Source organism: Rheinheimera texasensis DSM 17496 (assembly GCF_000711985.1).
Lineage (GTDB): Bacteria > Pseudomonadota > Gammaproteobacteria > Enterobacterales > Alteromonadaceae > Pararheinheimera > Pararheinheimera texasensis.
The window spans coordinates 231,247-243,629 of sequence record NZ_JONU01000008.1; the positions used below are offsets into that span (position 1 = coordinate 231,247).

Below are 12,383 nucleotides of genomic sequence, written 5' to 3' on the forward strand. Positions count from 1 at the left end.
TTCCAAACCCGCGCTTGTCGCGGGTTTTGTTTTTTGGGACAAGGGACTGGCGATGTTTGCCAATGCTGTGTATCGTGCAGCTCTGAGAAAAGTTGCTTATTTGTTGCATGGAGTCTTCGCGTCATGACCTCACGCCGGTCGTTTTATAAGAATAAAACCGTTCTGGTTGTGGATGATTCTGACCAAATTCGCAGTTATTTCAAAAGTATGCTGTTGCTGATCGGTTTTGATGATGTCACGCTGGCACGCGATGCCGACATGGCTTTATCTTGCTGCCGGCGTATTCCCTTCGATTTTATCCTCTGCGATTTTCATCTGGGCAGCGGCCGCGACGGTTACCAGCTCTTTGAAGTGCTACGTACTGAGCGTCTGCTCAAAGCTGAGAACTGTTTTCTGGTGGTCAGTGCCGAGCGGCAGCGTCAGGCCGTTTATGGCATTATCGAATACCAGCCAGACGACTATCTGCTGAAACCTTTTAGTTATGCCGAACTGGAACGCCGTATCACCCGGGCTTACCACATCAAACAGGCGCTGAAGCTGGCTTATCAGGCCATTCATCAGCGTGAATTTGCTGACGCTGTCCAGGCCTGTGATCACGTGGTAGATCACCGCAGCCAATATGCCATGCATGCAACCCGCCTCAAAGCAGAGCTGCTGGTCCGGTTGGAGCGTTTTGATGAAGCCGAACACCTGTACCAGTGGGCCTTAACAGTACGCGATTTTGCCTGGGCGCGGCTGGGGCTGGCAGTTACCTATGGCTATCAGGGCCGCAGTAACGAGGCCGAGGCGCTGTTACAGGAGTTGTCGGGTCAGGCGGAGACGCGGATTGAAGCGCTGGACTGGCTGACGCGCTTGTATATCAGCCAGCAAAATCCGACCGCCGCTTTAGCCGCTGTGGAGCAGGTGGCAAAATCCTCGCCACGCAATTACCTGCGTCAGCATGTGCTGGCGACGCTTGCTGTCATCGAAAACCGCAAAGACTTGTCAGTACAGGTGCATCAGCGGCTGCTCAATGCCGCACGTTATTCAATGTATGACACCGCCGACAATATGCTGAATTTCGCCCGAGCGCTGATTGAACAGGCGAAAGATCAGGACGCCAAAGCCCGCAAAGAAACGTTGCTACGCTTAGACAGCTTTTTAATGACCATCAAAAAACGCTTTCATCCGGCGAGCTACGAGCACGATCGGTTAGTGGTCGATGCCCGGATCGCTATGTTAGAAGGCCGGACCAAGGATGCCATCGCGTTGCTCGAATACAGCGAACAGCTCAGTCTGGAAAAGCATTTGTCGCCGGCCGGCATGCTGGACCGGGCCCGGGCTTATTTTGAAGCCGGGAACCTCGCAATGTGTGACCACTATATGGCAGCTCTTTCTGCATTGACGCAGGACGACAATCTGTACTGCAGCGCTATTGGCCTGATGATGCAACACGAACAGAAAAAACATCAGGAATTGCGTCAGCAACTGATGGACCGCAACACCGCCGGCATGCATGCTTATGGTAGTGGCGATTTCTCGATGGCAATTGATTACTTCCGCACAGCACTGGAATCCATGCCAGCCAACGTCAATATTGCACTGAACCTGTTGCAGGCGTTGAGTATGCGTGACGGGCTGAACAGCGATTTAACCGCGCTGGCGCGCCACTGCATCAGTTTGATTGAAGCGGGCCAGTTACCGGCCGATCAACAAAAACGCTATCAGGTTCTACTGAGCCACCTGGACCTGTGATGCCGACTGGCGTTTCAGGCGGGCATTGATTACACTGCGCCGGTTTTCCTGCAAAGAGAGCCAGTCATGTCTGTTCAAACAGCTTTATCTTTCCGTCTCTTACCTTGGGTTTTCACGCCGTTTTTGTTACTCAGTTGCACGCCGGCGGACCCATTGCAACATTTCTCCGGCCCGGCGCAAGGCTCGACCTATAACATCACTTATTGGACTGATGCGCAGATCAAAGCCACTGATCTGCAACAACAAATCACCAACGAGTTAGACCGCATTGATGTGGTGATGTCCAATTACCGGCCAGATTCTGTTATCGAACAATTTAACAGCAATAAAGTCAGCACGGCGCAGCAAGTCGGCGCTGAGCTGGTGGCTCTTGTTGAGGACGCACGCCAGGTCACTCAGGCCAGCCAGGGTTGTTACGATTTAACCGTCAAGCCGCTGTTTGAACTCTGGGGTTTCAAAGCCGACAAATTTAACCAGCCAACGCCAGAGCAAATTGCTGAGACCATGCAAGTGGTGGGCATGGATAAAATCAGTACCAGTGCCGACTTGATGACAAAAGTTAATCCGGACGCGCGGGTTGACGTGTCGTCGATTGCGCAGGGTTATACGGTGCGACAGCTCGCACTGCTGCTGGAAAAGGCCGGCGTGACCAATTATCTGGTGGAAGTGGGTGGCGAATTACAGGTGCGTGGTAAAAAACCAGCCGGCCAGCCGTGGAAAGTCGCGATTGAAAAACCATTGCCTGGCGATCAGCGTCTGCAAAAAATCATTGAAGTCCAGCAAGATGAACCGTTGGCTATTATGACTTCCGGCACCTACCGGCATTATTTCGATGCCAATGGCCAACGTTTCAGTCATGTACTGGACGCCCGGCATGGTGCGCCGGTGCGGCACCACACGGTGTCGACGACGGTGCTGATTGACAATGCCACCTTTGGTGATGCCTGGTCGACGGCGTTTTTGTGTCTCGGTAGTGCAGACGGGATGAAGGTTGCCGATGCGCTGGGGTTGAAAGTGCTGTTTATCGATCAGGATGGCGACCAGCTGCTGGAAAAATCCAGCCAGGCGCTGGCACAAAGCAAAGCAGTGGTACTGCGCTAATTAAGTGTAGTTGCCGTGGGCGGCCAGCTTTGTGATAGGCTGCTGCTTCCGGCACCGCAGACAGTGCCAGTTCAGGACAGGACGATGCCCGAATTTATTGTGAACAGCTGGCGTTTTTGCCGGCTTTATCTGCAACGTTGTCAGCACGACCAGATTGGTATGATCGGTGGTTATCTGGCTTATATCTCGATTCTATCGCTGGTGCCGCTGGTGGCCGTAGCGTTTTCAGTGCTGAATGCCTTCCCGATGTTTGCCGGCCTGCGCGGTGAAATCGAAGCTTTTGTCTACGCCAATATCGTCCCGTCGCGTGGCGAGGAAATTCAGAGTTATATCAACGGTTTTGTTGAAAACATCGGCCAGATGACCACAGTAGGTGTACTGTTTCTGGTACTGGTGGCTTTAATGCTCATCCACAATATTGATAAAACTCTGAATAAAATCTGGCGGGTGCAAAAACGGCCACGGCTGGTGATCTCTCTGTCGATTTATTGGATGATCCTGACGCTGGGTCCCATTTTGCTTGGCAGTTCCATCGCGCTGACTTCTTATCTGGCGTCGTTAACTCATCTGGCTGACGATTACACGCCGGGGTTGTCGAATTTTCTGCTGTCTTTTACCCCGTACCTGATGTCATTGCTGGCGTTTTTTATGTTGTATCAGCTGGTGCCGAATATCAAAGTACGTTACGGCCATGCGATCTGGGGGGCTTTGTTAGCCAGTATTTTGTTTGAAATGCTGAAAAACGGTTTTGCCTTATATATCCAGCATTTCCCGTCTTATCAGGCGATTTATGGCGCTTTAGCGCTGGTGCCTATTCTGTTTGTCTGGATTTATTTATCCTGGCTGGTGGTGCTGATTGGCGCTGAGCTGACGGCGTTGTTACAGGAACAACATTGCCGCGCGTTGCAACTGGCGCAACATAAAGCGCAACGTGACAAACAACAGCGCGCCACTGTTTCTCCGGAGTCCCTTGATGTACCGCACTGAACCTGTGGAAAGCTATTACACCGGTTGGCTGGACCGGCCGCACGGCCACCGGCTCTATCTGGAACAAAGTGGTAACCCGAATGGGATCCCGGTGCTGATGTGCCATGGCGGCCCTGGTGGCGGCAGCTCGCCGTTTCAGCGCACGCTGTTTGACCCGCAGCAATACCGGATAGTGTTGTTTGATCAGCGCGGTTGCGGCCAGTCGACGCCTTTTGCCTGCATTAGCCATAACACCACGGCAGAGCTGATTGGCGATATTGAAGCCATTCGCCAGCTGCTCGGCATTGAGCAGTGGGTAGTGGCGGGCGGCAGCTGGGGCAGTACTTTGGCACTGGCCTACGCGCAGCAGTATCCAGAGCGTTGTCTGGGTCTTATCCTGCGCGGCATTTTCCTTGGCCGGCCCGAAGATATTGATTGGCTGTACCGCCCGGGTGGCGGTGCCAGTCAGTTGTTTCCAGATTATTATGCTGACTTTTTTGCGCCGGTCGCCGCACTGAAAGGTCTGGATATTCTGGTGGCTTACCAGCAACTGCTACAGCACCCGGACGCAGCCATTCAGCTTCAGGCGGCAAAAGCCTGGAGCCTTTGGGAGGCGCGTGTCGCCACCTTGCTGCCCAACACCGCGATGCGTGATGGCGCCTTGGAACCTGAGTCGGCGTTGCCGCTGGCCCGCATTGAAAACCATTATTTCCTGCACCACTGTTTTTTGCGGCCCAATCAGCTGCTGGAAGATGTTGCCCAGGTCAAACATTTGCCTTGTTACATCGTGCACGGTCGTTACGACAGTGTTTGTAAAATGGAAAATGCCTGGAGTCTGCACCAAACCTGGCCAGATTCAGTATTGACGATTGTCAGCAATGCCGGGCATTCCGCCAGTGAGACTGGCATCAGCCGGGCCTTGTATGACGCATCGCTACTGTTGGCCCGTCGTCTCGGAGATCCATGTTGATTGCCTTAATTCAAAGAGTCCGCCGTGCTGATGTCACTGTCGCAGAACAGGTGGTTGGCGCTATTGGCCCTGGCATGCTGGTATTGCTTGGCGTTGAAGCCGGTGACAGCAGCGCCGAATTACACAAGCTGGCAGACAAAGTTCTGAAATACCGGCTGTTCAGTGATGCGGCTGGCAAAATGAATCTGAATCTGCAGCAATCCGGTGGCGAGATGTTAGTGGTGTCCCAGTTTACGCTGGCGGCTGATACTAACTCGGGCCTTCGGCCCAGTTTCACCCCAGCGGCGCGGCCGGAACTGGCCGAGCCTATGTATCGGCAGTTTGTTGATTATTGTCGGGCTCAGGGCGTGACAGTCGCGACCGGTCAGTTTGCTGCCGACATGCAGGTCAGTCTGGTCAACGACGGCCCTGTCACTTTTTGGCTGCAAGTTCCGCCCGCATTGGCTTAAACCAGAGGTTAGCTGCATGAACTATCAGGTTATCAGCCCGTCTAGTGCCGAAGAATGGCAGGGGTATTATCAACTGCGTTATCAGGTGCTGCGAGCGCCCTGGGGGCAACCGCCCGGTTCAGAACGTGACGAGCTGGAAGCTGATAGTGCGCACCGGATGGTGCTGGATGCGGACGGTGCCGTGCTGGCGGTCGGGCGTATTCATCAACTGGACGATGGCTGGTGTCAGGTGCGTTATATGGCCGTCGCGGAAGCAGCGCGTGGTAAAGGCCTCGGTGCTTTAGTGCTGAAGTCATTGGAGCAGCAAGGCGTGCTCTGGGGTTGCCGGCAACTGACGCTTAATGCCCGCGAAAATGCCTTTGGCTTTTATCAGAACCTCGGTTATCAGGCTGGTCGTCCACTGGAACCCTTGTATGGTATTGCGCATCAGCAAATGACCAAACGCCTGCGGCTGGATGGTACAGCGACCGAGTGGGCGCAGTGGTGTGACAGTTTGCAGCAAACCTGGCATCAGACCATTCCGCTGTCGGCTTTTATGCAGCTGACCCTCGACCAGTTTGACGGCCATTTACTGGCGTGCCGCGCGCCATTACCGCCGAATAAAAACCTGCACCACACTATGTTTGCCGGCAGTATTTATAGTCTGCTGACGTTAACGGGCTGGGGATTGGTCTGGTTACAGCTACAGGCACTTGGACTGCACGGTGATATTGTGCTGGCGGATGCCGATATCCGTTATCTGGCGCCGGTGCGAGAGGACGCGAGGGCGGAAGTATTGCTCACTGAAGCGCGTGGCGATTTGGTCAATCTGCGGCATGGTCGCAAAGTCCGTCAGCACTTGACGGTGCGACTGGTGCACTCGGGACAGGTTTTGGCGGAATTCCACGGTCGTTTTGCCGTATTGCCGGTGCAACCGGCTGCATCTGGGGCTTAATCATGGCAACTGTGCTGATTTTTGGCTGCGGCTGGTTGGGCAGCCAGCTCGGCGTAGCCTTGGCCGGGGCAGGGCATCAGGTCTATGGCAGCCGGCGCAGTGCTCAAAGCCTGCTGACGTTACCGCCACAAATCCAGCCACTGTGCTGGGACGGTCAGAGTCCGTTTGGCAGCTCTATTCAGGCGCTGTTGCCAGACAGCTGGGTGATTCTGGCGATGCCGCCGGCTGCGCAGCGTGATGGCGGCAGCGCTTACCTCGACAGTTTACAGCGGGTATTGGGCCAAAGTAGCAGGGCGAAAGGGCTGATCCTGTGTTCCTCTACGGGCGTCTACGCGGGCCTTGCTGGTCGCGTCAATGAATCGGCGGCCCCCGGTCCGGAACCCCGTGCGGCACTGTTGTGGCAAGCCGAGCAGCTGGTGCGTCAGCATCCGGCGCCTTATATTCTGCGACTGGCCGGTTTAGTCGGGCCAGGCCGTCATCCGGCAGGCTTTACCCGGCGTGGGCTGATGGCCGGGCCGGAACAACCGGTCAATCTGGTCCACAGTGCAGATGTTTGTCTTTGGGTCTGTCAGCTGCTGACGGTGTCAGGCCATGGTTTTCCTCAGGTGGTTAATTTGTCTGCACCTTTGACTGCTACGAAGGTGGAATTTTATACCGCAGCCTGCATTCGGGCCGAAGTCGCGGTGCCGCAGTTTGTCGCCGCGACTGAACCTGCCCGAACGGTCGATGCGAGTCTGAGCCAGCGCGACACTGGTTTTGTTTATCGACATCACGATATCAGCAGCCTCTGCAGTTAACGCCAGCGCAAACCGCGCAGTCACAGCAATATCATAAATTTATCAAAGCTTGGTTGGCTTTTTCCACGTGGATGCCGGCAGCATAGCCATCATAGGAACATGGCTCAGGAATCTGCGATTGGATCTCAATAAATGGCTGCTTGGTTCAGGCTGCTGCACCGCGCTGGGCGTCGTAGCTGGTTTTATATATCTCTACGGCAATCCGGCCGATTCTGCCCTGATGAATCCCCAGTGGTATCAACAACCGCTGTTATTGGTTTTTACCGGCATGTTGTTGCTGGCCTTAGTGCTGAATGTATTTGCGGTATTTGGTATTGAATTTCGTCGAGAACCGGGAGTGCTGTCGCAACCAGAACCGTCGGCGCAACACAATTTTCAGCGGCTGGCTTTACAGTTTTTGCAGCAACAGTCAGCACACAAGTTACATGGCGTGGATAACTACTATCTGAAAGCGGAATATGGTGTCTTGTATTATCTGCATTCTCCGGCCGATGGACCTCTTGATATCGTGCTGCTGCGGCAGATTTTCCAGCAGATGTTACGGCATCAGTGCCACAGTGCGTTGGCGATTGTGCCTGAGCGGCTGGACAGCCCGGCGCAAATCTTTGCTCTCGAAGCAAACATCAGAGTGTTGGATACGCAAAAGCTGCAGAATTGGTTAAAAGCCTGAAAATTTGCGGAGTTGGGAACAATATCAAAACTCCGTAAGGTTTTTTTGTCTCTATTTTGGCAATTTATTTCTGCGTGTAACGCAGAAGGATCGCCACAAATACCCGGGATTGGGTAGAAACACCGCCTGCCTGGCTGGACTTGTTCCAGCCTTTTTTTTGCGCTGTCGTTTTGAAGTTGCTTTACCCCGATGACGGGTTATGTGTGAAGACAAACATTGCCCGCAAGGCAACATCAGTGTTGTGGCGATCTATGCTGTGATGTTATGTCAGGAGAGCTGCGCGAGGGACCCTGAACAACAGGGTCCACGCAGTTAAATCTTGAAGGTACTGATCGCCGCGCTGAGCTGGCTGGCGTTGTCGCTGACCGCAGCGCTGTGCTGCAGTGTCCTGTCAGCTTTCTCTGAACTTTGACCTGACAGTTGCACCATATCCCCCATGTGGTCGGAGATCAAATCACCCAGCGCCAGTTGCTGTTGGGTAGCGCTGGCAATAGCAGTACTGATTTGATGCATCTGGCTGATGGCCTGATTGACCTGACCAAGCGACTGTACTAAATCTGCCGTGTGATTGACACAGTATTCAGCATCAGTTTTGCCTCGGGTAATAGCGCTGACAGCTGACGTACTTTCTTGTTGCAGGGTTTGGATCATCTGTCGGATCTCATCAACCGCTGCCTGGCTGCGTACCGCCAGTGAACGGACTTCATCGGCCACTACGGCAAAACCCCGGCCTTGTTCACCGGCGCGCGCAGCCTCGATGGCGGCATTGAGCGCCAGCAGGTTGGTCTGTTCGGCAATGCCGCGGATGGTTGCCAGGATACTGCCGATATTATTCGATTGCTCGTTTACTTTGAGCATGATAGTGGCCGTGCTGCTGAGCTGCTCCGCAAGACCACTGATTAACGTGTTGTTCTCGTTTGAAATTTTGTCAATCTGCTGGCTTTGACCTAAAGCATGCTGCATTTCCTGCACGGCCAGTTGCGCCTGCTGTGCAATCTGATGCGTGTTGTCATTAAGTTGTAAGGTGGTTTGATTCACGTCGTTGATTTGGTTTTGCTGGCTTTGCAAGGCGCGGTTGATCTCCTGCACCTCGTCTCTCGAGCGTTCGGCATTATGCTGTAATTCACCGGAGCTGCTGACAATCCGGTGAATGAGCTGGCTTAACGCTTCAATCAGGCTATTCACCTTCATCGACAAGGCGCCAAACTCGTCTTCATTGTGAATGATGAGACGCCGCGTCAGGTCACCGGCGGCGACTTCGCCCAGCACCTTATTAATGCCGGCCAGCGGTTTCAGCATGGCATTGATGGTCAGATAAGCAGCAGCCCCGGCCAATGCCACCAGCACGACCATAATGATGATAGTGCGGACCTGACCAAAGGATAATGCTGAAGACACTTCAGCCTGCAGGCTGGCAAATTGTTGGTCGGCAGCCTTGAGTAGCTGGTCAAGTGCGGTGATTGCCAGGGCGATGGCCTGTTCGGATTGAGTTAAATCGGTCTGAGCCTCTTGCAATGCGGTCAGTTGCTGTTGTTTGAGCCGAACCAGACCGTTTTCTGCACTGATGCGCTGTTTAACACTGCTCAGTTGCTCGTTAAAAGTTTGCCACAAGTCTGTCGCATCCACTTCATCTACCAGCTTGCTGATGTAATCCAGATTCCCCTGCATATCACTGATAGCAAACTCCAGGTTTTGCTGGCTCTCCGTGGTTTGGCTCAGTTCGGTGTAAGCGCCGGTCTCTTTAACGGTCTGCATTAAACTAAGTAACTGGCCATCCACCCGGGCTGCAGCACCTGCCAGTAGTTCCAGCTGGGCTTTCTTACCTGGCGTTTCCAGATAAGAAATATCCACCAGTGTGGCACCTGCATCATCTATGAGCTGCACCAGTTGTTTAACTTCAGCAGCTACGCTATCTGCGGTCTTCAACGTTGTTAGTTTGGCGGCAAACATCGCATTAACAGCATTTTGGTATTGTTCGTAATGCTGTTTTGCCTGCGCCAGCGGTTGATTCAGGCTGGGTTCTGCGGCGGTTAGCGCAGTCAGTTTTTTGATTTGTTGCAGATATTGCTCACTGGCACTGGCAAAATCGCTCTGAAACTGGCTGATCGTTTTTGGCTGATCGGCCATAAAGCCCAGCGCTGACAGCTTGGCCAGTTTCAGTAATTGAATTTGCGCCTGATTACTTTGTTGTTGCACCGGCACGGCAATGTCATTTACCCGGCTGCCCGAGTCGGACACCACGGCAAAGCTCCACAAAGACGATAAGCTGGCAAACAGCAGCAGTAATGCAATAAAGCCAAAGCCAAGAATGACTTTGTGAGCCACGGTGAGTTTCATGTCTGATCCTGTTGTCTCATTTGTCTTCTTCGTCTGGATTAATTTTAGTATTGACGAAGTTCTTTTTTGTGCAAATTTGTACAAAGAGATTCAGGAAATTAACAGAGTTAAATCAGCTGGTCCAGCCAGTATCTGCGAAAAAAAGCATTTAATAAAAACAGGTGTTTATCGTTGATCCTGCAACTAATGAGCAAGAAATAGCGAGGTTACTGTCATTTACTGCAGCAGATCGCGTTGCGGTTGTGCTGGCGCCGTCAGCCGGCGGGGCTGATATTTAAATGACCACCCAGCCGATAACGGCTGCCGGCAGAAGTCAAAAAGGCGAAGCTGACAGCGCCGCCTCGGCTGAAGGTTCGCCGGGTCAAACGCAAACAAGGTTCGTGTGGCGTGAGTTTTAAATGTTTACAGGTAAATTCATCCGGCAACACAGCTTCAACGATGTGGTCAGCTTCAGTAAGTGGTGCCACCGCGCTTAAATACTCGTGTGGCGTCTGGTAATGAAAGTCTTGCTGCAGATAAAGCGGCACCATCTTCGGGTTGACGTAGCGCGCTTCCAGCTGCAACGGGGTTTGATTGTCGTAATGCACAATCAGCGAGAAAAACACCGGTTCATTACGGTTCAGGCCTAAAGCGCCGGCCACCAGCGCCGGGCAGGGCAAACTGGTCAGCTGCACTAATTGCGCGCTGTGAAAATGTCCCCGAGCCTGAATTTCGTCGGCGATATTGCGGATCTCTAACAGTGCCGATTGTGATTTGGGTGATGCGACAAAACTACCGACGCCCTGAGTGCGGTACAACACCCCTTGTTCGGTCAGCTCCTGCAACGCCCGGCGTGCCGTCATCCGGCTGACAGCAAACTGATCGCACAGCGCATGCTCAGACGGTACCCGACTGTGTTCCGGCCAATTGCCAGTTTCAATCTGGCTGAGAATAAACTCTTTAATCGCGGCGAACTTTGGTGTGCCACTGTCGTTACTGCGTTGCATCCGCTGTACCTGTGCTTTGAGGGGCTGGTCTGAGATCTGGCAATAAATAGCGGATCTCGATTGTCTATACAAGTGAATGCGGTAGAATTTGCCGGATAAAAGCGCCAGCGTGTTGCCGTGCTGGTTTGTGGATGACTCTGCTTCTACTTACAGGACAGCTAATATGCAGCATTTTGATGCGATTTGGTACAACGTCAATCTGGCGACCATGGACCCAGACCGGGACGGCCCTTATGGCGTTATCTCCAATGCGGTATTGGCCGTAAAAGATGGTCTGATCGCCTATTGTGGCCCGCGCGCTGAGTTGCCGGCCTATGACGCGCTGGCAACGCCGGCGTATGACGGCCAGGGTGGCTGGTTGTTACCGGGCTTCATCGATTGCCATACGCATCTGGTCTATGCCGGCAGCCGGGCCAATGAATTTGAAATGCGCCTCAATGGTGCCACTTATCAGCAAATTGCAGAGAGCGGCGGCGGTATTCAGTCGACTGTCGCGGCGACGCGGGCAGCCTCGGCAGAGGAATTGTTTGTATTGGCGAAAGACCGCTTAAACAGCTTGCTGGCGCAGGGTGTGACCACAGTGGAAATTAAATCCGGTTATGGTTTAAGTCTGGAGTCAGAGCGCAAAATTCTGCAAGTGGCGCGCTTGTTGGAAGAGCATCATCCCGTCACAGTAAAAACGACCTTTCTTGGCGCTCATGCTTTACCGGTTGAATATCGCGGCAACAGTGATGGTTATCTGGACCTGGTAGTCGAGACCATGTTGCCGCAGCTGCAGCAGGAAGGGCTGATTGATGCGGTTGATGTGTTTTGTGAAGGGATTGGTTTTTCGGTAGCGCAAAGCCGGCGCTTGTTTAGCAAAGCCCAAGCGCTGGGCTTGCCGGTGAAGGCGCATGCCGAACAGCTGTCGAGTTTAGGCGGCGCCAGTCTGGTCGCTGAGTTTGGCGGATTGTCGGCCGATCATATTGAATATCTGACCGAAGCCGACGTGCAGGCGATGGCACAGGCCCGCACTGTCGCAGTGTTATTACCTGGTGCTTATTATTTCCTGCGCGAAACCAAAATGCCGCCGATTGACCTGCTGCGGCAATATCAGGTACCGATAGCTGTCTCGACTGATTTAAATCCCGGAACTTCGCCGCTGTGTAATCTGCCGCTGATGCTGAATATGGCCTGCACTTTATTCCGCCTGACGCCAGCAGAAGCACTCGCCGGGGTGACCCGCCACGCCGCAACAGCGCTTGGCCTCTCTGACCGGGGCATGCTCAAAACCGGTTTGCGCGCCGATCTGGCATTGTTTCAAATTAGCCAGCCGGCTGAGCTCTGTTATCAGTTTGGTGTTAATCCGCTGAAACAACTGGTCGTCGGCGGTCAGACGGTGCCGTTGGCGTCCCGGACCTGACTGGAGGCTGGCTGACTTTACAACCAGACAAAAAAGC

12 protein-coding genes are annotated in these 12,383 nt (G+C 53.5%); 10 read left to right on the forward strand and 2 right to left on the reverse strand.

Annotated features, from left to right (window positions below; translation table 11 throughout):
- The first annotated feature begins 123 nt into the window (after window positions 1-123).
- The 8 genes from Q399_RS0106990 (at window position 124) to Q399_RS0107025 (ending at window position 7,621) form a co-directional block, all read left to right on the forward strand.
- The gene (locus Q399_RS0106990) at window positions 124-1,734 is read left to right on the forward strand and encodes a response regulator (protein WP_031567122.1); all 1,611 of its coding nucleotides are present in this window, start codon (window positions 124-126) and stop codon (window positions 1,732-1,734) included.
- Between the two features lie 66 nt (window positions 1,735-1,800).
- Window positions 1,801-2,835, forward strand: a complete 1,035-nt coding sequence (locus tag Q399_RS0106995; protein ID WP_031567124.1) for an FAD:protein FMN transferase — start codon at window positions 1,801-1,803, stop codon at window positions 2,833-2,835.
- Window positions 2,836-2,919: 84 nt separating this feature from the next.
- Window positions 2,920-3,822: a virulence factor BrkB family protein gene (locus Q399_RS0107000; protein WP_084164190.1), complete on the forward strand. Its 903-nt coding sequence runs from the start codon at window positions 2,920-2,922 to the stop codon at window positions 3,820-3,822.
- Window positions 3,809-4,771, forward strand: a complete 963-nt coding sequence (gene pip / locus Q399_RS0107005; RefSeq protein ID WP_031567129.1) for a prolyl aminopeptidase — start codon at window positions 3,809-3,811, stop codon at window positions 4,769-4,771. Before Q399_RS0107000 ends, pip begins: the two co-directional genes overlap by 14 nt.
- A complete protein-coding gene (gene dtd / locus Q399_RS0107010; protein ID WP_031567131.1) occupies window positions 4,768-5,220 on the forward strand; it encodes a D-aminoacyl-tRNA deacylase in 453 nt (150 codons plus the stop codon). The genes pip and dtd overlap by 4 nt, the downstream gene beginning before the upstream one ends.
- Window positions 5,221-5,236: 16 nt before the next feature.
- Window positions 5,237-6,154, forward strand: a complete 918-nt coding sequence (locus tag Q399_RS0107015; RefSeq protein WP_031567133.1) for a bifunctional GNAT family N-acetyltransferase/hotdog fold thioesterase — start codon at window positions 5,237-5,239, stop codon at window positions 6,152-6,154.
- A 2-nt stretch (window positions 6,155-6,156) separates the two neighbouring features.
- Entirely contained in the window at window positions 6,157-6,951 is a 795-nt protein-coding gene (locus Q399_RS0107020) for a Rossmann-fold NAD(P)-binding domain-containing protein (RefSeq protein ID WP_031567136.1), read from the forward strand.
- 118 nt (window positions 6,952-7,069) lie between these two features.
- Window positions 7,070-7,621: a hypothetical protein gene (locus Q399_RS0107025; RefSeq protein ID WP_031567137.1), complete on the forward strand. Its 552-nt coding sequence runs from the start codon at window positions 7,070-7,072 to the stop codon at window positions 7,619-7,621.
- Window positions 7,622-7,933: 312 nt separating this feature from the next.
- Here Q399_RS0107025 and Q399_RS0107030 read toward each other — a convergent pair whose 3' ends face one another.
- Complete coding sequence (locus Q399_RS0107030; RefSeq protein WP_031567139.1) at window positions 7,934-9,958, reverse strand: methyl-accepting chemotaxis protein; 2,025 nt, start codon at window positions 9,956-9,958, stop codon at window positions 7,934-7,936.
- Here Q399_RS0107030 and Q399_RS22075 point away from each other — a divergent pair.
- Window positions 9,957-10,133, forward strand: coding sequence for a hypothetical protein (locus tag Q399_RS22075; protein ID WP_157836250.1), 177 nt, complete (start codon window positions 9,957-9,959; stop codon window positions 10,131-10,133). The two genes, Q399_RS0107030 and Q399_RS22075, sit on opposite strands and share 2 nt — an antisense overlap.
- A 79-nt stretch (window positions 10,134-10,212) precedes the next feature.
- Here Q399_RS22075 and hutC read toward each other — a convergent pair whose 3' ends face one another.
- The gene (gene hutC / locus Q399_RS0107035; RefSeq protein ID WP_031567141.1) at window positions 10,213-10,944 is read right to left on the reverse strand and encodes a histidine utilization repressor; all 732 of its coding nucleotides are present in this window, start codon (window positions 10,942-10,944) and stop codon (window positions 10,213-10,215) included.
- 163 nt (window positions 10,945-11,107) lie between these two features.
- Here hutC and hutI point away from each other — a divergent pair, with 163 nt between their 5' ends.
- The gene (gene hutI / locus Q399_RS0107040) at window positions 11,108-12,346 is read left to right on the forward strand and encodes an imidazolonepropionase (protein ID WP_031567143.1); all 1,239 of its coding nucleotides are present in this window, start codon (window positions 11,108-11,110) and stop codon (window positions 12,344-12,346) included.
- Window positions 12,347-12,383 lie beyond the last annotated feature (37 nt).